Origin of the sequence: Phocaeicola plebeius, assembly GCF_003437535.1 — a bacterium.
GTDB lineage: Bacteria > Bacteroidota > Bacteroidia > Bacteroidales > Bacteroidaceae > Phocaeicola > Phocaeicola plebeius_A.
Map to the genome: position 1 here is coordinate 248,561 of NZ_QSQT01000001.1, position 18,582 is coordinate 267,142.

The following is an 18,582-nucleotide window of genomic DNA, read 5'->3' on the forward strand; positions in this document are numbered from 1 at the left end:
GGCTGAAGTAATATGGGAATGATTATTAAACCGTTGGTTACAGAAAAAATGACGGCAATATCTGAAAAATTCAACCGCTTTGGATTTATTGTTCGTCCTGAAGCTAACAAATTAGAAATTAAGCGTGAAATCGAAGCTATGTATAATGTGACTGTAGTAGACGTAAACACAATTCGCTACACAGGAAAGAATAAGAGCCGTTATACTAAGTCTGGTCTTATCAATGGACGTACAAATGCTTACAAGAAAGCTATCGTTACATTGAAAGAAGGTGATACTATTGATTTTTATAGCAATATTTAAATAAAAGATGGCAGTACGTAAATTTAAGCCCACAACACCGGGGCAGAGACACAAAATTATTGGTACTTTTGAAGAAATTACTGCATCGGTACCAGAAAAATCTCTTGTATATGGAAAGCGTTCTACTGGTGGTCGTAACCACGTAGGTAAGATGACAATGCGCTATATCGGCGGTGGTCACAAGAGAAAATTCCGTATTATTGATTTCAAGAGAAATAAAGACGGTGTTCCAGCAGTCGTTAAAACAATTGAATATGATCCGAACCGTTCGGCTCGTATCGCTTTGTTGTTTTATGCTGATGGTGAAAAAAGATATATCATTGCTCCTAATGGATTGCAAGTAGGTAGCACTTTGATGTCTGGAGCGAATGCGGCGCCTGAGATTGGTAACGCACTTCCTCTTGAAAACATCCCTGTGGGTACTGTAATTCACAACATTGAATTGCGTCCGGGCCAGGGTGCTGCTTTGGTAAGATCGGCTGGTAACTTTGCTCAGTTGACATCTCGTGAAGGTAAATATTGTGTAATCAAATTGCCTTCAGGTGAAGTAAGACAAATCTTGAGTGCTTGTAAAGCTACTATCGGTAGTGTAGGTAACTCAGACCATGCATTGGAATCATCAGGTAAGGCTGGTCGTTCTCGCTGGTTGGGTCGTCGTCCTCACAACCGTGGTGTTGTTATGAACCCTGTTGATCACCCGATGGGTGGTGGTGAAGGACGTCAGTCGGGAGGTCACCCAAGATCACGTACAGGCTTGTATGCTAAGGGCTTGAAGACAAGAGCACCTAAGAAACAGTCTTCTAAGTATATTATTGAAAGAAGAAAGTAATAACAACTGATTAATTGAGTAATTTATGAGTCGTTCATTAAAAAAAGGTCCATATATTAATGTAAAACTGGAAAACAAGGTGCTGGCTATGAATGAAAGCGGCAAGAAATCAGTTGTTAAGACATGGGCTAGAGCTTCAATGATTTCGCCTGATTTCGTAGGGCATACAATTGCAGTTCACAACGGAAACAAATTTATTCCTGTTTACGTTACTGAAAACATGGTTGGTCATAAGTTAGGTGAATTTGCACCAACTCGTACTTTCCGTGGTCATGCTGGTAACAAGAAAAAATAATAACAGGACGCACATTTGAAATAATAAAGTAATAAATAATGGGAGCAAGAAAAAAAATATCGGCTGAAAAGAGAAAAGAAGCCCTTAAAACCATGTATTTTGCAAAATTGCAAAATGTGCCTACTTCTCCGCGTAAAATGCGTCTCGTGGCTGACATGATTCGTGGTATGGAGGTAAATAGAGCACTTGGTGTCTTGAAGTTTTCTTCTAAAGAAGCTTCTGCAAGAGTGGAAAAATTGTTACGCTCTGCTATTGCTAACTGGGAACAGAAAAACGAACGTAAAGCTGAAGACGGCGAATTGTTTGTAACTAAGATTTATGTTGACGGGGGAGCAACCTTGAAAAGAATGAGACCGGCTCCACAGGGTAGAGGTTACAGAATTCGTAAACGTTCAAACCATGTGACTTTGTTCGTTGATTCTAAGAATACTAATGATAAAAATTAAGAGTAGATGGGACAGAAAGTTAATCCGATAAGCAACCGTTTAGGAATTATCAGAGGATGGGATTCTAATTGGTACGGTGGCAAGAATTATGGTGACGCTTTGCTGGAAGACAGCAAAATTCGTAAATATCTGAATGCCAGACTTGCAAAAGCCAGCGTTTCAAGAATCGTTATTGAACGTACTCTGAAATTGGTGACAATTACTGTATGTACTGCTCGTCCGGGTATTATCATTGGTAAAGGTGGTCAGGAAGTTGACAAGCTGAAAGAAGAGTTGAAGAAGATCACCGATAAGGATATCCAGATTAATATCTTTGAAGTTAAGAGACCGGAACTTGATGCTGTGATTGTGGCTAACAACATCGCTCGTCAGGTAGAAGGTAAAATTGCTTACCGTCGCGCTATCAAGATGGCTATTGCCAATACAATGCGTATGGGAGCTGAAGGTATCAAAGTGCTGATCTCTGGTCGTTTGAATGGTGCTGAAATGGCTCGTTCAGAAATGTACAAGGAAGGACGTACTCCATTGCATACTTTCCGTGCAGATATCGACTACTGTCATGCTGAAGCTTTGACAAAAGTTGGTTTGCTGGGTATCAAGGTTTGGATTTGCCGTGGAGAAGTTTATGGAAAACGTGAGTTGGCTCCAAACTTCACTCAGAGCAAAGAAAATAACCGTGGAGGAAACGGTAACAATGGTGGAAAGAACTTCCGCAGAAAGAAAAATAACAATCGCTAACGATTTGAATTTTAGGAATTATGTTACAACCGAAAAAAACAAAATTCAGAAGACAGCAGAAAGGTAGCGCTAAAGGTAACGCCCAAAGAGGACATCAGTTGGCTTTTGGTTCTTTTGGCATCAAGTCTCTTCAGACTAAATGGATTACAGGTCGTCAGATAGAGGCAGCTCGTATTGCTGTAACAAGATATATGCAGCGTCAGGGTCAGATTTGGATTCGTATCTTCCCGGACAAACCTATTACTCGTAAGCCTGCCGATGTACGTATGGGTAAAGGTAAAGGTTCTCCAGAAGGTTTCGTAGCACCTGTAACTCCGGGTCGTATTTTGATCGAAGTAGAAGGTGTATCTTTCGATGTAGCAAAAGAAGCTTTGCGTCTTGCTGCACAGAAACTTCCTGTTACAACTAAGTTTATTGTTAGACGTGATTACGACGCAAGTCAAAATGCTTAATTGATATGAAGATTGCAGAAATTAGAGAAATAGCTACCAACGAATTGGCAGAAAGAATTCAGACTGAAGTTGCCAATTACAATCAAATGGTTTTAAATCATTCGATCTCTCCGCTGGAAAATCCTGCACAGATTAAGAAGTTACGCAGAACTATTGCGCGTATGAAAGCAGAATTGCGTCAGAGAGAACTTAACAAATAATAATGGTCCTCATGGAAGCTAGAAATTTAAGAAAAGAAAGAACTGGTGTTGTAGTTAGCAATAAAATGGATAAGACCATTACTGTTGCTGCTAAGTTTAAGGAAAAACACCCTATTTATGGTAAGTTCGTTTCTAAAACGAAAAAATACCATGCTCATGACGAAAAGAATGAATGCCAGATTGGCGATACTGTTCGCATCATGGAAACTCGTCCTTTGAGTAAAACTAAGAGATGGAGATTGATTGAAATTATTGAAAGAGCTAAGTAATTATGATACAAGCAGAATCCAGACTTACAGTATGTGACAACAGTGGTGCGAAAGAAGCTCTTTGTATTCGCGTATTAGGCGGTACAAAGAGACGTTACGCCTCTGTTGGGGATGTTATTGTAGTTTCAATAAAGAGTGTTATCCCCTCAAGTGATATTAAAAAAGGTGCAGTATCTAAGGCCTTGATTGTACGTACAAAGAAAGAAATCCGTCGTGCTGACGGCTCTTACATTCGTTTTGATGACAATGCTTGCGTATTGCTGAATAACGCAGGTGAAATTAGAGGAAGTCGTATTTTTGGCCCGGTTGCGAGAGAATTGCGTAACGCGAACATGAAAGTGGTTTCACTTGCACCTGAAGTACTTTAATTTTGTAAAAGATTTAAGTAATGAGTAAATTACATATTAAAAAAGGCGATACAGTTTACGTAAACTCTGGTGAAGATAAGGGTAAAACTGGCCGCGTATTGAAGGTTCTTGTTAAAGAAGGACGTGCACTGGTAGAAGGTATCAATATGGTATCTAAGAGTACCAAACCTAACGCAAAGAATCCTCAGGGGGGTATTGTGAAGCAGGAAGCTCCTATTCACATCTCTAACCTGAATCCTGTAGACCCGAAAACAGGAAAACCGACTCGTGTAGGTAGAAGAGAAAGTTCTGATGGAAGAACATTTGTTCGTTATGCTAAAAAATCAGGAGAGGAGATTAAATAATGAGTAATACTGCTAGCCTTAAGAAAGAATATGCAGAGCGCATTGCTCCTGCTTTGAAGAATCAATTCCAGTATTCTTCATCAATGCAAATCCCTGTACTTAAGAAGATTGTTATCAATCAAGGCTTGGGTATGGCGGTAGCTGACAAGAAGATTATTGACGTAGCAATCAATGAATTGACTGCTATTACAGGACAGAAAGCTGTAGCTACTGTTTCTCGTAAGGATATCGCTAACTTTAAGTTGCGTAAAAAAATGCCTATCGGTGTGATGGTTACTTTGCGCCGTGAAAGAATGTATGAATTCCTTGAAAAACTGGTTCGCGTTGCATTGCCACGTATCCGTGACTTCAAAGGTATTGAAAGCAAATTCGACGGAAGAGGAAACTATACATTGGGTATCCAGGAACAGATTATCTTCCCTGAAATCAACATTGATAGCATCACCAAGATTTTGGGTATGAACATTACTTTCGTAACTTCTGCTCAGACTGACGAAGAAGGTTATGCTTTGTTGAAAGAATTCGGATTACCGTTTAAAAACGCTAAAAAAGATTGATAAGATATGGCAAAAGAATCAATGAAGGCTCGTGAAGTAAGAAGAGCTAAACTTGTTGCTAAATATGCTGAGAAGCGTGCTGCGTTGAAGAAGATTGTAAATTCTGGTGATCCTGTAGAAGCTTTTGAGGCTGCTCAGAAGTTGCAGGCTATCCCTAAGAACGCTAATCCTATTCGCTTACACAATCGTTGCAAACTGACTGGTCGTCCAAAAGGTTATATCCGTCAGTTTGGTATTTCACGTATTCAGTTCCGTGAAATGGCTTCAAACGGTTTGATTCCTGGCGTTAAGAAAGCAAGCTGGTAATTTATTTTTTTTATTAAATATTGTCAGGGTAGTCCTGATTAATTTAACAATTAATTTTTATGACAGATCCAATCGCAGATTATCTCACTAGATTGAGAAATGCAATTAGTGCTAAGCACAGAGTGGTGGAAGTACCTGCTTCAAATTTGAAAAAGGAAATTACAAAAATCCTTTTTGATAAAGGTTACATCCTGAACTACAAGTTTGTTGAAGACGGTCCTCAGGGTACTATCAAAGTGGCTCTGAAGTATGATGCAGTTAACAAGGTTAACGCTATCAAGAAACTTGAAAGAGTATCTACTCCAGGTATGCGTAAGTATACTGGATACAAAGACATGCCGAGAGTTATTAATGGATTAGGTATTGCTATTATATCTACTTCCAAAGGTGTTATGACAGACAAAGAAGCTGCTGAACTGAAGATTGGTGGTGAAGTTCTTTGCTATGTATATTAATGTTAGGAGGATAAGCAATGTCAAGAATTGGTAAATTACCCATTAGTATCCCTGCTGGAGTAACAGTTACTCTGAAGGAAAATGTTGTGAACGTAAAAGGACCTAAAGGTGAGTTGAGTCAGTTTGTAAATCCTGCTATCATTGTAGAGGTTGCAGACGGACACGTGGTGTTGAAGGAAAACGAAGAAGCTATGCTTGATAACCTGAAACAGCGTCATGCATTCCATGGTTTGTATCGTGCATTGATCAACAACATGGTTGTAGGTGTTTCTGAAGGTTACAAGAAAGAATTGGAATTAGTCGGTGTAGGTTACCGTGCTTCTAATAACGGTAATATCATTGATTTCGCTTTGGGTTACACTCATAATATCTTTATGCAGTTGCCTCCTGAAATCAAGGTTGAAACTAAATCTGAAAGAAATAAGAACCCTCTTATCATATTGGAATCTTGTGACAAACAGCTGCTTGGTCAGGTTTGTTCAAAAATACGTTCTTTCCGTAAGCCTGAACCTTACAAAGGAAAAGGTATTAAGTTTGTTGGTGAAGAAATTCGTAGAAAGTCTGGTAAGTCAGCTGGCGCTAAATAATTCACATAAAATCGTACAATTATGACAACAAAAATAGAAAGACGTATTAAGATTAAATATAGAGTACGCAATAAGATTTCAGGTACTGCTGAACGTCCGCGTATGAGTGTGTTTAGAAGTAACAAGCAGATTTATGTTCAGGTTATCGACGATTTAAGTGGTAAGACACTGGTTGCTGCTTCATCTTTGGGCATGGAACCTATGCCTAAGAAAGAACAGGCTGCTAAAGTTGGTGAGCTGATTGCAAAGAAAGCTCAGGAAGCTGGTATTACGACTGTCGTATTCGACCGTAATGGTTACTTGTATCATGGGAGAGTAAAAGAAGTAGCTGATGCTGCTCGTAACGGTGGACTTAAATTTTAATGAATTATGGCAGTTAATAATAGAGTTAAGATCACTAACGATATAGAGTTAAAAGATAGATTGGTTGCAATCAACCGCGTTACTAAGGTTACAAAAGGTGGTAGAACTTTCAGCTTCTCTGCAATTGTAGTAGTAGGTAACGAAGATGGTATCATTGGCTGGGGACTTGGTAAAGCTGGTGAAGTAACAGCTGCAATCGCTAAAGGTGTAGAAGCTGCAAAGAAGAACCTGACTCGTGTTCCGGTATTGAAGGGAACTGTTCCTCACGAACAGTCTGCTAAATTTGGTGGAGCTGAAGTATTTATTAAGCCGGCTTCAACAGGTACTGGAGTAGTAGCAGGTGGTGCTATGCGTGCCGTACTGGAAAGTGTAGGTGTAACAGATGTTTTGGCTAAGTCTAAAGGATCTTCAAATCCTCACAATCTGGTTAAGGCTACTATCTTGGCTTTGAGCGAAATGAGAGATGCTCGCATGGTTGCTCAGAACAGAGGTGTAAGTTTAGATAAAGTATTTAGAGGATAAGGAGGAATCGTATGTCAACTATTAAGATTAAACAAGTAAAGAGTAGAATTGGTGCTCCGGCTGATCAGAAAAGAACTTTGGATGCACTTGGTCTCCGTAAATTGAATCGTGTGGTTGAACACGAAGAGACTCCTTCAATTCTGGGTATGATTGAAAAGGTAAAACACCTGGTAGCAATCGTTAAGTAATATATTGTTAACAATAAAGGATCTTACAATATGAATTTAAATAATTTACGTCCTGCAGAAGGTTCTGTCAAAACTAGAAAAAGAGTTGGTCGTGGTGCTGGTTCAGGTTTAGGCGGTACTTCTACAAGAGGACATAAAGGAGCAAAATCAAGATCTGGCTATTCAAAGAAGATTGGTTTTGAAGGTGGTCAGATGCCGCTTCAACGTCGTGTTCCGAAATTTGGTTTTAAGAATATTAACCGTGTTGAATACAAAGCTGTTAATCTTGACACTATTCAGAAATTGGCTGAAGCTAAGAATCTGTCTAAGGTAGGTATTAACGATTTGATTGAAGCTGGTTTCATCTCTTCTAACCAATTAGTGAAAGTTCTTGGTAACGGTAGTTTAACTACTAAGCTTGATGTAGAAGCAAATGCTTTCTCTAAGAGCGCAGTAGCTGCAATCGAAGCCGTTGGTGGTAATGCAGTAAAACTCTGATTCAATGATAAAATCTATTGAAACATTAAAGAATATATGGAATATTGAGGATCTGAGAAAACGGATCCTCATTACTATATTGTTTGTTGCAATTTATCGATTTGGTTCCTACGTCGTATTGCCAGGTATCAATCCGGATATGCTGTCTAAATTGCATGAACAGACGAGTGAAGGTCTTCTTGCCTTGTTGAATATGTTTTCTGGTGGTGCTTTTTCAAATGCTTCTATTTTTGCACTTGGAATTATGCCGTACATCTCTGCATCCATCGTGATTCAGCTGTTGGCTATTGCAGTACCTTATTTCCAGAAATTACAGCGTGAGGGTGAAAGCGGGCGTCGAAAGATTAATCAGTATACTCGTATCCTGACAATCATTATTTTGATTTTCCAAGCTCCATCTTATCTGATCAACTTGAAAATGCAAGCAGGGCCTGCCCTTAATGCTTCATTAGATTGGACTTTCTTTATTATAACTTCGACTATCATTCTGGCAGCAGGTAGTATGTTCGTTCTGTGGCTTGGTGAAAGAATCACTGACAAAGGTATTGGTAATGGTATCTCATTAATCATTATGGTGGGTATCATTGCTCGTCTTCCTCAGTCTTTCTCTGGTGAGTTTGTTTCCAGACTTGCTTCTCCGGGTGCAGGAGGTATCATCATGTTCCTGATTGAACTTGTTTGTTTGCTGGCTGTGATAGCTGCTGCTATTTTGTTGGTTCAGGGTGTGCGTAAGGTTCCTGTACAGTATGCAAAACGTATTGTAGGTAATAAACAATATGGTGGTGCAAGACAGTACATTCCTTTGAAGGTGAATGCTGCGAACGTAATGCCTATCATCTTTGCTCAGGCAATTATGTTCATTCCTATCACTATTGTAGGTTTCTCCAATATGGAGGATGCAAGCGGCATCACTCGCGCTTTGATTGACCATACAAGCTTCTGGTACAATTTTGTTTTTGCGGCATTGATTATACTTTTCACTTATTTCTATACTGCAATTACAATCAATACTAACCAGATGGCAGAAGATATGAAGAGAAATAACGGTTTTATTCCGGGAATAAAGCCGGGTAAGAACACTGCAGAATATTTGGATGTAATTATGTCTCGTATTACACTGCCGGGTTCTATATTCTTGGCTATTATTGCTATTCTGCCTGCTTTTGCCGGTCTTTTCGGAGTTCAAGCTGAATTTGCTCAGTTCTTCGGTGGTACATCTTTGCTGATTCTTGTAGGAGTAGTATTGGATACTCTTCAGCAGGTTGAAAGCCATTTGTTGATGCGTCATTATGACGGACTGTTGAGTTCGGGAAGAATTAAAGGACGTTCCGGTAATGTAGCTGCTTATTAAAAACTACTCGTCTCGAATGATATTTTTAAAGACAGATGATGAAATAGAGTTACTTCGTCAGAGTAATCTCCTTGTCGGGAGAACTCTGGCTGAAGTAGCTAAAATGATACAACCGGGAGTTACTACCAAGCAATTGGATAAGGTTGCAGAAGAATTTATTCGCGACCATGGGGCTATACCTACTTTTAAGGGTTTCCCTAATCCATACGGTTCTCCCTTTCCTGGTACACTATGTACATCGGTTAATGACCAGGTCGTTCATGGGATTCCCAATGATATTCCTTTGAAAGACGGTGATATTGTTTCTGTGGACTGTGGTACTTTCATGAATGGTTTTTGTGGTGATTCGGCTTATACGTTCTGTGTAGGTGAAGTTGATCCTGAAATCGTGAAATTGTTGAAGGTAACTAAAGAATCTCTTTATAAGGGAATTGAAAATGCAGTTCATGGAAAGCGGCTTGGTGATATAGGTTACTCGATTCAAGAATACTGTGAAGCACATTCTTATGGCGTGGTTCGTGAGTTTGTAGGTCATGGTATTGGAAAGGAAATGCATGAAGATCCTCCAGTTCCTAATTATGGTCGGCGTGGCACAGGAACTTTGTTAAAAAAAGGAATGTGTATTGCGATTGAGCCGATGATAACGATGGGCAATCGTCAAATTGTGATGGAGGAGGATAGATGGACTATCCGTACAAGAGACCGCAAATGTGCAGCACATTTTGAACATACGGTAGCTGTGGGAGTAGGAAAGGCTGATATATTATCGTCATTTGAATTTATAGAACAAGTTTTAGGAGATAAAGCAATTTAATATGGCAAAGCAATCCGCAATAGAACAAGATGGAGTTATCGTCGAAGCATTGTCTAATGCAATGTTTCGTGTAGAACTAGAAAACGGACATGAGATTACAGCTCATATTTCTGGTAAAATGAGAATGCATTACATTAAAATATTACCCGGAGATAAGGTAAGGGTCGAGATGTCTCCTTATGACTTATCTAAAGGAAGAATCGTTTTTAGATACAAATAAAAGAAAATATAAGATATGAAAGTAAGAGCATCATTAAAGAAACGTACGCCGGAATGCAAAATCGTTAGACGTAATGGCCGTTTGTATGTTATTAACAAGAAAAATCCTAAGTATAAACAACGTCAAGGATAATTTATTATTTTTGCAAAAAAAATAATTTAGTATATGGCTATAAGAATAGTTGGTGTAGATTTGCCTCAGAATAAAAGAGGTGAGATTGCGTTAACATACGTATATGGTATCGGACGCAGTAGTTCAGCAAAAATTTTGGATAAGGCAGGCGTAGATCGTGACCTGAAAGTAAAGGATTGGACTGATGATCAGGCTGCTAAGATCCGTGAAATCATTGGTGCTGAATACAAGGTTGAAGGTGATCTTCGTTCTGAAATCCAGTTGAACATTAAGCGATTAATGGATATTGGTTGCTACCGTGGTGTTCGTCACCGCTTGGGTCTGCCCGTTAGAGGTCAGAGCACAAAGAACAATGCTCGTACACGTAAGGGAAGAAAGAAAACAGTTGCAAATAAGAAAAAAGCTACTAAATAATTGTTAATATGGCAAAAAAAACAGTCGCAGCTAAAAAAAGAAATGTCAAGGTTGATGCTAATGGACAGTTGCATGTTCATTCTTCATTCAATAACATTATCGTTTCTTTGGCAAACAGCGAAGGCCAGATTATTGCATGGTCTTCTGCAGGTAAGATGGGATTTAGAGGTTCTAAGAAGAACACTCCTTATGCAGCTCAGATGGCTGCCCAGGATTGTGCAAAAGTGGCATACGATCTTGGCCTGAGAAAGGTAAAGGCTTATGTAAAGGGTCCTGGAAACGGACGTGAGTCTGCAATCAGAACTGTACATGGAGCTGGAATTGAAGTTACTGAAATTATCGACGTAACTCCATTGCCTCACAACGGTTGTCGTCCTCCTAAAAGAAGAAGAGTATAATAAAGATAACCTATTTAGATGTAACTTGATTTTGTTAAATAATGGATTGCAATTCCTTTCTGTAATCGCGGCTGCAACAAATTGAGTTCATGAATAACAATTAAATTAAGAAAGAAAATGGCTAGATATACTGGACCAAAAACTAGAATTGCACGTAAATTCGGTGAAGCAATCTTTGGAGCAGATAAAGTTTTGTCTAAGAAAAACTATCCTCCTGGACAACATGGTAACAACCGTCGCAGAAAAACTTCTGAATACGGTGTCATGTTGGCTGAAAAGCAGAAAGCTAAATATACTTACGGTGTGTTGGAGAAACAATTCCGTAACATGTTTGAGAAAGCAGCAAGTATGAACGGTATTACTGGTGAAATCTTGTTGCAGAGCCTTGAATGTCGTTTGGACAACGTAGTGTTCCGTTTGGGTATTGCACCGACTCGTGCTGCTGCTCGTCAGCTTGTAGGTCACAAGCACATTACTGTAGATGGTAAGGTTGTAAACATTCCTTCTTTCTCTGTAAAACCGGGTCAGTTGGTAGGTGTTCGTGAAAAATCTAAGTCTTTGGAAGTTGTTGCTAACTCTTTGGCTGGATTTAACCACAGCAAATATCCTTGGTTGGAATGGGATGAAAACTCTAAGACTGGTAAATTGTTGCATGTTCCAGAAAGAGCTGACATTCCTGAAAACATTAAAGAACACTTGATCGTTGAATTGTACTCTAAATAATAATTAATTTCATGGCGATATTAGCATTTCAAAAACCTGATAAAGTATTAATGTTGGAAGCGGATTCCAAATTCGGGAAATTCGAATTCCGTCCGCTTGAACCCGGTTTCGGTATTACCGTAGGTAATGCTTTACGCCGTATTCTTCTTTCTTCGTTGGAAGGTTATGCAATCAACACAATCCGTATTGAGGGTGTGGAACATGAATTTGCTACAATTCCGGGTGTGAAAGAAGATGTCACTAACATTATCTTGAATCTGAAGCAAGTTCGATTCAAGCGAGTAGTTGAGGAATTCGAAAATGAGAAGGTAAGCATTACCGTTGAGAATTCTACTGAATTTAAGGCAGGTGATATTGGTAAGTATTTGACCGGATTTGAAGTGTTAAATCCTGAATTGGTTATTTGCCATTTAGATTCAAAAGCAACTATGCAGATAGACATTACAATTAACAAAGGTCGTGGATATGTTCCGGCTGACGAAAACCGTGAATTCTGCACCGATGTGAATGTAATTCCTATCGATTCTATTTACACTCCGATTCGTAATGTGAAATATGCGGTGGAAAACTATCGTGTAGAACAGAAGACTGACTATGAAAAGTTGGTGCTGGAAATTACGACGGACGGTTCCATTCACCCGAAGGAAGCGCTGAAAGAAGCTGCAAAAATTTTGATTCACCACTTCATGCTGTTCTCTGATGAAAAGATTACTCTTGAAACATCAGATGCAGAAGGAAATGAAGAATTCGATGAAGAAGTATTGCACATGCGTCAGTTGCTGAAGACCAAATTGGTTGATATGGACTTGTCAGTTCGTGCCTTGAACTGTTTGAAGGCTGCCGATGTAGAAACATTGGGTGACTTGGTTCAGTTCAATAAGACCGACCTGCTGAAGTTCCGTAACTTCGGTAAGAAATCGCTCACTGAGCTTGATGATTTGCTCGAGAGTCTGAATCTTTCGTTTGGAACAGATATTTCTAAGTATAAATTAGACAAAGAATAAACAATGAGACATAATAAAAAATTCAACCATTTAGGTCGTACTGCTTCTCACAGAAATGCAATGCTGTCAAACATGGCATGTTCTTTGATCAAGCACAAAAGAATCACTACGACTGTTGCGAAGGCTAAAGCTTTGAAGAAGTTCGTTGAGCCGCTGATTACAAGATCTAAAGATGACACTACTAACTCACGTCGTGTTGTATTTAGCAATCTTCAGGACAAATATGCTGTAACTGAACTGTTCAAAGAAATCTCTGTAAAAGTTGCTGATCGTCCGGGTGGTTACACTCGTATTATCAAGACTGGTCACCGTTTGGGTGATAACGCTGAAATGTGTTTCATCGAATTGGTTGACTACAACGAGAACATGGCTAAGACAGCTGCCAAGAAAGCTACTCGTACTCGTCGTTCTAAGAAATCAGCTGCAACTGCAGAAGCACCGGCTGCTGAAGCTGCTGCAACTGAAGCTACTACAGAGGAAGCCCCTAAAGCTGAATAATTCTGTAACATGCTATATACTTAAAAGGCTATGCGTTTGCATAGCCTTTTTTATGCTCTATTGGGATTGAAAAACATCAAGGTCTTGGGAAAACATTGTCAATAAAAAAGGCTCGTGAAATCAGATTTAAACCTGCTTCACGAGCCTTTTATGTGATTACCTTGATTAATTTTCTGTGAGATTATGCTTCTTGCATTTTGGCTTTGAATGCTAAGGCGTACATGCGCATTTGTTTTACCATGGCAAGCAGACCATTACTGCGGGTTGGTGAGAGGTGTTCTTTCAGTCCAATCTTCTCGATGAAGTAAAGGTCAGATTCCAGAATTTCGTCAGGTGTGTGTCCAGATACCACCTGAATAAGTAAAGATATGATACCTTTTACGATTAATGCGTCGCTCTCTGCCTGAAATACCACTTTGCCGTCTACCAGATCAGCTTGTAACCAAACGCGGCTCTGACAGCCGTCAATCAGGTTCTGCTCGGTTTTATATTTCGGGTCAAGCGGCTGCTGGTCATTACCCAAATCAATCAGTAGCTGATATTTGTCCATCCAATCGTCGAAGTCGCTGAATTCTTCGATCACTTCGTCCTGGAGTTCATTGATAGTTTTCATTGCGGTAGTGTTTAATTATTTTTCGTTATAAATTACCCCCATCACCGTTTGTCCTACGGCTTGAAGAGTGGCTTTGTCAATATTCTCTAAGCTGTCGTCCAGTGTGTGCCAGGTCGGGTTAAAACCGGTGTTACTTTGCGTATCGTAGTGAATAATATCTACGCACGGAATCTGGCGGTACTGGTTTACATACACATGGTCGTCGGTAACCTGACCTCCGTCTTCCTTGATGAAGTAATTGCTGTAACCCAGATGGTCAGCCATTTTCCAGATTTTCTTCATGGCATTGTTCGCCGTCTGCTTGGAGAACGCTTCGTAGTAGAATGTGGCATTCTTTCCGCCTACCATATCAAGCAAGATACCAAACCGAGCCTTGTAATCAGGTACGTGAGGAATGCGGCCCCAGTATTGCGAACCCAGACACCAGGTATCTGGTTTGTAAGTACCTTCGTAGAAATCCGGTGTGCCGTAATCTTCTGAATCGAAGAATATCAGGTCGATGCCGACTTGTGGTGCCTGCTGTTGAATCTGACGGGCAATTTCGAGCAATACACCTACACCACTGGCACCGTCGTTGGCTCCATCTATCGGTTTCTGGTGATTAGATTTTTCATCCTGGTCAGCGTATGGACGGCTATCCCAGTGCGCACACAGCATCACTCGCTTTTTGTTTTCCGGCTGGTAAGCCCCGATGATGTTGCGCGATTTCAGGATGGTACCATTGTAGGCCACTAAATCTGCATGCTGGTTGTACACCTTCGCACCGAATTTCTCCAGTTGTGCGGCCAGGTAATCGCCGCATCTCCGGTGAGCTTCCGTATTAGGAACACGAGGTCCGAATTGCACCTGTGCGGCAATGTAAGCGTATGCACTATCCGCATTGAATGCCGGTGCCTGCACTATAGCCGCTTCAGATTCTTCTATTTGCTGGCTGTTCTTCTGACTGTTCCCGCAAGAGATGAAGGCCCCTCCTGTCATTAAAGCAGTTACTGCCAGCAGATTCTTTATTGAAATCATAATTCATTTGTTTTGATTGTGGTGCAAAGGTAAACTTATTTTTGTACACGCCTTGCAACGGCAATCGGGTTTTAAACTTTATTTGTAGGAGCCATTCTCCTGCACTTGCTGCATGACACGTAAGAAGTTACCTCCCCAAATGCGCCGGATGTCTTCCTCGCTGTACCGTTCATGAAGCAACTGACGAGTCAGATTGATTATTTCCGAAGAGTCATTGCATCCGATAATACCTCCGTCACCGTCAAAGTCACTGCCGATTCCCACATGTTCGATACCCATCACGTTCACCATGTGATTCAGGTGTTCGATGGCATCCAAGATGTGAGCCGGACGCTCCTTACGGAGGAAGCCGCTATATAAGCATACCTGTACCACGCCTCCCTTGCGGGCTATGGCACGAAGCTGGTCGTCGGTCAGGTTACGGGGATGGTCGCAGAGCGCACGGCTGGAAGAATGCGAACAAACCACCGGTTGGCTGCTGATGTCCAGTGTCTCGTAGAATGTCCGTTCTCCACTGTGTGACAAATCTACCATCATTCCCAGGCGGTTCATCTCCTGAATAACCTGCTCCCCAAACGGAGTAACTCCCAAGTTTTCTTCATTGTAGCGTGCAGAACCACAGATGTCATTGTTTCCATTGTGGCAGAGCGTCATATACACTACTCCCCGTTTCCGGAAATGTGCTACCCGGCTTAAATCCTTTCCGATGGCATATCCGTTTTCAATGCCCAACATAATGGCCTTCTTTCCTTCCCGTTTCAGACGGTATAAGTCGTTGGGGGAATAAGCGATGTCTACAGCCGTACAGTTCATAGCTACCATCTCCTCAATCTCATTCAGCAGACGGTCTGCCTTGGCCGTTGTAGCCAGCAGTGCCTCGTCCGTACGTTCCTTCTGTTCCAGGTAAGCCACCATGATGGTCGCATCCTGTCGCCCCTCCGTCATTTTATGTAAGTCCACTTTTATTTTGGAGTCCCGTGCATGGAAGCGGATGTGCTGGTCGAAGAACATCGGAGTATCACAGTGCGTGTCGAGAATCAGCAGACGTTCATGCAGCTTCTTGGCCTTCTGGAATGAGCCAGCTTCACGGACGAGCCATCCGAACAACGGCATCATACACTTGTCCTGATTCAGGATGAAACATTCCGGATGCCACTGCACCCCTATAATAGATTTGTATTCTGTGCTTTCTATTGCTTCTATTACTCCATCGGGTGCCGTAGCCGATACACGGAAACCCGGAGCAGCTTCTTTCACGGCCTGATGGTGGAAAGAGTTTACAGCTACCTCCTTGACGTTTAAGATACGTGCCAACAGACTGCCTTCTGCTAACTCTACCCTGTGCGATGGGAAACTCCGTTCCAAATCCTGACTGTGCTTAATGGATGGTGTATCCTTCTGTGCATAGATGTCCTGATAGAGTGTGCCTCCCAATGCCGCATTGATGACCTGCATCCCTCGGCAGATACCTAATATCGGAATCTGTCGGTTGGCAGCCAAACGCGTCAGAAGCAGTTCCTGACGGTCGCGGTACGGATTGATGCTGTGAAGTTCCCGGATAGGATCTTCGTGCAGGAATAGCGGATTCAAATCACCTCCTCCAGTGAGCAACAATCCGTCAAGCTGCTCAAGCGTATTAATCAGCAAGTTTACATCCTCGTAGGGAGGAATGACCACCGGCACCCCTCCGGCCTGAATGATAGACTGATAATACCCCGGAGCCAATGTCAGATTTCCGTCGCTGAAGTTTCCGGTAAGTCCGATAAGCGGTGCTTCCTTATGATTGGGGAAGCGGCTGTGAATGCCCTCGTCGAGGGCCTGCATATCGAAAGAAAAATTTGTTTTCATGTGTTCCTTCTTTATTTACCAAGTAAGGCAAATATAGAGAGAACTTGCGAATTATGCGCACAAGAAAAGAAGGAATAAAGTAAATAATTGACAATTAAGATAGAGTCTCATAAAAAAGGGAATACAATACCTTCTAAAAAAGGAGCTCGTATTCCCCGTTCATGTGTATAAGGTAATGTGTTATCAGTCGAAATTCTGTATGGTCTCTTTGCGGATTTCCTTACCGTACTGGCTGTACACAATCGTAAATAAAGTCTGGTTGTCAATCTTAGCTGCGTTTATGCAAGGCAGGCTAAGTTTTACACTTTCATACGGTGAAAGCGTTTTCACTTGTCCTTCTGCCAGTTTTACTCCATTGACCAGTACGGTCAGGTCTGTTTCTTCTGAGGTGGACAAACCGAAATTCTTCACTTCCAGTTCCAATTGCTTGTCATACGCCATAGGATATGCCGCCGACAGGCATGCCGGATGATAATTGACGTAAGGCAGTCTGGCATATCCGTACAGCAATTCTCCTTTTTTCGTCTTTCCGAGCAGTTTGGGAGCAAATTCATCTTTTCTGATGGTATTGTTTCTGCCATCGAATACGAGAATCAGGTCCTTGCCCGAAGCGATACGTTTGACAGCCTTGCATCCCTTTCCGTAATTTACGTCCGAGGAGCTTCCGAATCTCAGCGATTTCATGTCGAAATCCTTGAAGTCAACTCCTTCCTCCGCTTTCACCAGTACCTTGATTTCTTTGGTCTGGGCGGTAATCGTATCTTCGTTCAGGACAGACAAGCGCAATCCTTTGTTCAGAGGGATGCATATATTCTTTGAACTGTGCCGATCGTTGGGATGATCTTCCCATTTGATGGTATCGATAACGGCAAAGTTGGCCTGAATGGGGCGTCCGTATTCATCCTGAAACACTTTCATACGCTCATACTTAAACCAGTTTTCCTTGTAACCATTCTTGTGAGCGGCTATTCCCGGAGTGTAAGCTTCGCCCTCCTCCGTAATCCAGTGGATACCGTCAATGGAACGCTGGTAGTAGGCAATTCTTCCCAGCCAGTCGTTGACGATAAGGTGATATTGCAAGCTGTCTTTCCAGATAACCGGGTCCTCAAATTCCCCGTTTACGTCAGGATACACACTTCTGTCACTTACCTGTTGATAGGGAGAGATACCATTTTCACTAATCCATACCCCTCCTCCGCGGCATACCATCAGATAAGAACCGTCACTTCTTCTGGCAAAGGTCAGGTTAGACAGCCCCTCAATGATTTTTCTGTTTCTCTTGTCGAAGGTGAAATGACTGTACGTCCACGGCCCATTCAGGCTGTCTGCAATGTAATATCCGTCGATTACGTACACCACGGGACGTCCGTCTTTTAGTATGAATGCTTCCGGATTATGTCCCTTCCCAATCGTGTCACAGATGGTATAAGGTCCGCTCAAACAGTCACTTGTCGTATGGAATACGGTAGATTTGGGCCATGTCATGTGCCCCTTAGGTGAGTTTTCCGGCCATCCGCAGACAAAGAGATGGTATTTGTTATCCTTACCTTTGAGAATGTTTCCTCCCCAGAAAGAAAGTTCCGGATTCTCAATCCCGTTGTCAACGTACCGGAGACGTACCGAGTCAGTTCCCCACACATTTTCGCCGGACTTCCCGTCGGGCATAGGCAGGAACCGGTCTTTAAACCGCCCTCCATCAATAAGGTGCTTCCATTCGGCGGGCAATGTACGTTCTGTGATTTGAGCATTTGCACCCAGACTGAGCAATAAGGTTAAAAAGCAGAATATATTTTTCATGGTAAGTATTATGTATAATTTTCTGCAAAAGTAGGTATATCTCCTTGCACGGTT

General features: G+C 41.5%; 31 protein-coding genes. 27 read left to right on the forward strand and 4 right to left on the reverse strand.

The annotated features are described in order from the left end of the window. Nucleotides 1-12: 12 nt before the first annotated feature. The 27 genes from rplW to rplQ all read left to right on the forward strand — a co-directional run bounded on the left by rplW (nucleotide 13) and on the right by rplQ (nucleotide 13,253). Complete coding sequence (gene rplW / locus DXD04_RS01020) at nucleotides 13-303, forward strand: 50S ribosomal protein L23 (RefSeq protein WP_117670100.1); 291 nt, start codon at nucleotides 13-15, stop codon at nucleotides 301-303. Between the two features lie 7 nt (nucleotides 304-310). Then, nucleotides 311-1,132 carry a 50S ribosomal protein L2 gene (rplB, locus tag DXD04_RS01025; protein ID WP_007559387.1) on the forward strand — a complete coding sequence of 274 codons (822 nt, stop codon included), beginning with the start codon at nucleotides 311-313 and terminating at the stop codon, nucleotides 1,130-1,132. 25 nt (nucleotides 1,133-1,157) lie between these two features. Further along, nucleotides 1,158-1,427 carry a 30S ribosomal protein S19 gene (gene rpsS / locus DXD04_RS01030; protein ID WP_007559385.1) on the forward strand — a complete coding sequence of 90 codons (270 nt, stop codon included), beginning with the start codon at nucleotides 1,158-1,160 and terminating at the stop codon, nucleotides 1,425-1,427. A gap of 38 nt (nucleotides 1,428-1,465) precedes the next feature. Then, a complete protein-coding gene (gene rplV, locus DXD04_RS01035; protein ID WP_007559383.1) occupies nucleotides 1,466-1,873 on the forward strand; it encodes a 50S ribosomal protein L22 in 408 nt (135 codons plus the stop codon). Between the two features lie 6 nt (nucleotides 1,874-1,879). Continuing rightward, complete coding sequence (gene rpsC / locus DXD04_RS01040; protein ID WP_007559382.1) at nucleotides 1,880-2,611, forward strand: 30S ribosomal protein S3; 732 nt, start codon at nucleotides 1,880-1,882, stop codon at nucleotides 2,609-2,611. A gap of 20 nt (nucleotides 2,612-2,631) precedes the next feature. Beyond that, nucleotides 2,632-3,063: a 50S ribosomal protein L16 gene (rplP, locus tag DXD04_RS01045; RefSeq protein WP_007559380.1), complete on the forward strand. Its 432-nt coding sequence runs from the start codon at nucleotides 2,632-2,634 to the stop codon at nucleotides 3,061-3,063. A 5-nt stretch (nucleotides 3,064-3,068) separates the two neighbouring features. Next, nucleotides 3,069-3,263: a 50S ribosomal protein L29 gene (rpmC, locus tag DXD04_RS01050; RefSeq protein ID WP_007559379.1), complete on the forward strand. Its 195-nt coding sequence runs from the start codon at nucleotides 3,069-3,071 to the stop codon at nucleotides 3,261-3,263. Nucleotides 3,264-3,274: 11 nt separating this feature from the next. Next, complete coding sequence (gene rpsQ / locus DXD04_RS01055) at nucleotides 3,275-3,532, forward strand: 30S ribosomal protein S17 (RefSeq protein WP_040312450.1); 258 nt, start codon at nucleotides 3,275-3,277, stop codon at nucleotides 3,530-3,532. Nucleotides 3,533-3,534: 2 nt separating this feature from the next. After that, nucleotides 3,535-3,900, forward strand: coding sequence for a 50S ribosomal protein L14 (rplN, locus tag DXD04_RS01060; protein WP_007559377.1), 366 nt, complete (start codon nucleotides 3,535-3,537; stop codon nucleotides 3,898-3,900). A gap of 20 nt (nucleotides 3,901-3,920) precedes the next feature. Beyond that, nucleotides 3,921-4,244, forward strand: coding sequence for a 50S ribosomal protein L24 (rplX, locus tag DXD04_RS01065; RefSeq protein WP_007559376.1), 324 nt, complete (start codon nucleotides 3,921-3,923; stop codon nucleotides 4,242-4,244). Then, nucleotides 4,244-4,801, forward strand: coding sequence for a 50S ribosomal protein L5 (gene rplE / locus DXD04_RS01070; RefSeq protein ID WP_007559375.1), 558 nt, complete (start codon nucleotides 4,244-4,246; stop codon nucleotides 4,799-4,801). Before rplX ends, rplE begins: the two co-directional genes overlap by 1 nt. A gap of 6 nt (nucleotides 4,802-4,807) precedes the next feature. Further along, a complete protein-coding gene (rpsN, locus tag DXD04_RS01075; RefSeq protein WP_007559374.1) occupies nucleotides 4,808-5,107 on the forward strand; it encodes a 30S ribosomal protein S14 in 300 nt (99 codons plus the stop codon). 59 nt (nucleotides 5,108-5,166) lie between these two features. After that, nucleotides 5,167-5,562, forward strand: a complete 396-nt coding sequence (gene rpsH, locus DXD04_RS01080) for a 30S ribosomal protein S8 (protein WP_007559373.1) — start codon at nucleotides 5,167-5,169, stop codon at nucleotides 5,560-5,562. A 17-nt stretch (nucleotides 5,563-5,579) separates the two neighbouring features. Beyond that, complete coding sequence (rplF, locus tag DXD04_RS01085) at nucleotides 5,580-6,149, forward strand: 50S ribosomal protein L6 (protein WP_007559371.1); 570 nt, start codon at nucleotides 5,580-5,582, stop codon at nucleotides 6,147-6,149. Between the two features lie 21 nt (nucleotides 6,150-6,170). Then, nucleotides 6,171-6,512 (forward strand): 50S ribosomal protein L18, encoded by a 342-nt coding sequence (gene rplR / locus DXD04_RS01090; RefSeq protein WP_117670103.1) that lies wholly within the window; start codon nucleotides 6,171-6,173, stop codon nucleotides 6,510-6,512. Nucleotides 6,513-6,518: 6 nt separating this feature from the next. Further along, nucleotides 6,519-7,034: a 30S ribosomal protein S5 gene (rpsE, locus tag DXD04_RS01095; RefSeq protein ID WP_007559369.1), complete on the forward strand. Its 516-nt coding sequence runs from the start codon at nucleotides 6,519-6,521 to the stop codon at nucleotides 7,032-7,034. A gap of 11 nt (nucleotides 7,035-7,045) precedes the next feature. Further along, on the forward strand, nucleotides 7,046-7,222 hold the full coding sequence (gene rpmD / locus DXD04_RS01100) for a 50S ribosomal protein L30 (protein WP_007559368.1): 177 nt from the start codon (nucleotides 7,046-7,048) through the stop codon (nucleotides 7,220-7,222). A gap of 30 nt (nucleotides 7,223-7,252) precedes the next feature. Next, nucleotides 7,253-7,699, forward strand: coding sequence for a 50S ribosomal protein L15 (gene rplO, locus DXD04_RS01105; protein ID WP_117670105.1), 447 nt, complete (start codon nucleotides 7,253-7,255; stop codon nucleotides 7,697-7,699). A 4-nt stretch (nucleotides 7,700-7,703) separates the two neighbouring features. After that, the gene (gene secY, locus DXD04_RS01110; RefSeq protein ID WP_007559366.1) at nucleotides 7,704-9,050 is read left to right on the forward strand and encodes a preprotein translocase subunit SecY; all 1,347 of its coding nucleotides are present in this window, start codon (nucleotides 7,704-7,706) and stop codon (nucleotides 9,048-9,050) included. Between the two features lie 16 nt (nucleotides 9,051-9,066). Continuing rightward, nucleotides 9,067-9,864, forward strand: coding sequence for a type I methionyl aminopeptidase (gene map / locus DXD04_RS01115; protein ID WP_007559364.1), 798 nt, complete (start codon nucleotides 9,067-9,069; stop codon nucleotides 9,862-9,864). Between the two features lies 1 nt (nucleotide 9,865). Further along, nucleotides 9,866-10,084, forward strand: a complete 219-nt coding sequence (gene infA, locus DXD04_RS01120) for a translation initiation factor IF-1 (RefSeq protein ID WP_002558052.1) — start codon at nucleotides 9,866-9,868, stop codon at nucleotides 10,082-10,084. Nucleotides 10,085-10,099: 15 nt separating this feature from the next. Next, nucleotides 10,100-10,216: a type B 50S ribosomal protein L36 gene (gene ykgO, locus DXD04_RS01125; protein ID WP_002558051.1), complete on the forward strand. Its 117-nt coding sequence runs from the start codon at nucleotides 10,100-10,102 to the stop codon at nucleotides 10,214-10,216. Nucleotides 10,217-10,249: 33 nt separating this feature from the next. Further along, the gene (gene rpsM / locus DXD04_RS01130) at nucleotides 10,250-10,630 is read left to right on the forward strand and encodes a 30S ribosomal protein S13 (protein WP_007559362.1); all 381 of its coding nucleotides are present in this window, start codon (nucleotides 10,250-10,252) and stop codon (nucleotides 10,628-10,630) included. An 8-nt stretch (nucleotides 10,631-10,638) separates the two neighbouring features. Beyond that, nucleotides 10,639-11,028, forward strand: coding sequence for a 30S ribosomal protein S11 (rpsK, locus tag DXD04_RS01135; protein ID WP_007559359.1), 390 nt, complete (start codon nucleotides 10,639-10,641; stop codon nucleotides 11,026-11,028). 117 nt (nucleotides 11,029-11,145) lie between these two features. After that, entirely contained in the window at nucleotides 11,146-11,751 is a 606-nt protein-coding gene (gene rpsD / locus DXD04_RS01140; RefSeq protein WP_022054454.1) for a 30S ribosomal protein S4, read from the forward strand. Nucleotides 11,752-11,762: 11 nt separating this feature from the next. After that, nucleotides 11,763-12,755: a DNA-directed RNA polymerase subunit alpha gene (locus DXD04_RS01145; protein ID WP_007559357.1), complete on the forward strand. Its 993-nt coding sequence runs from the start codon at nucleotides 11,763-11,765 to the stop codon at nucleotides 12,753-12,755. Nucleotides 12,756-12,758: 3 nt separating this feature from the next. Next, on the forward strand, nucleotides 12,759-13,253 hold the full coding sequence (gene rplQ / locus DXD04_RS01150; protein ID WP_007559355.1) for a 50S ribosomal protein L17: 495 nt from the start codon (nucleotides 12,759-12,761) through the stop codon (nucleotides 13,251-13,253). A gap of 181 nt (nucleotides 13,254-13,434) precedes the next feature. Here the strand turns inward: rplQ and DXD04_RS01155 are convergent, their stop codons facing one another. The 4 genes from DXD04_RS01155 to DXD04_RS01170 form a co-directional block, all read right to left on the reverse strand. Beyond that, nucleotides 13,435-13,866, reverse strand: coding sequence for a SufE family protein (locus DXD04_RS01155; RefSeq protein WP_007559352.1), 432 nt, complete (start codon nucleotides 13,864-13,866; stop codon nucleotides 13,435-13,437). A 15-nt stretch (nucleotides 13,867-13,881) separates the two neighbouring features. Then, nucleotides 13,882-14,880 carry a M20 family metallopeptidase gene (locus DXD04_RS01160; protein ID WP_117670210.1) on the reverse strand — a complete coding sequence of 333 codons (999 nt, stop codon included), beginning with the start codon at nucleotides 14,878-14,880 and terminating at the stop codon, nucleotides 13,882-13,884. A gap of 81 nt (nucleotides 14,881-14,961) precedes the next feature. Further along, nucleotides 14,962-16,731 (reverse strand): gamma-glutamyl-gamma-aminobutyrate hydrolase family protein, encoded by a 1,770-nt coding sequence (locus DXD04_RS01165; RefSeq protein ID WP_117670107.1) that lies wholly within the window; start codon nucleotides 16,729-16,731, stop codon nucleotides 14,962-14,964. Between the two features lie 183 nt (nucleotides 16,732-16,914). Then, a complete protein-coding gene (locus DXD04_RS01170; protein ID WP_117670109.1) occupies nucleotides 16,915-18,528 on the reverse strand; it encodes a glycoside hydrolase family protein in 1,614 nt (537 codons plus the stop codon). Between the last annotated feature and the right edge of the window lie 54 nt (nucleotides 18,529-18,582).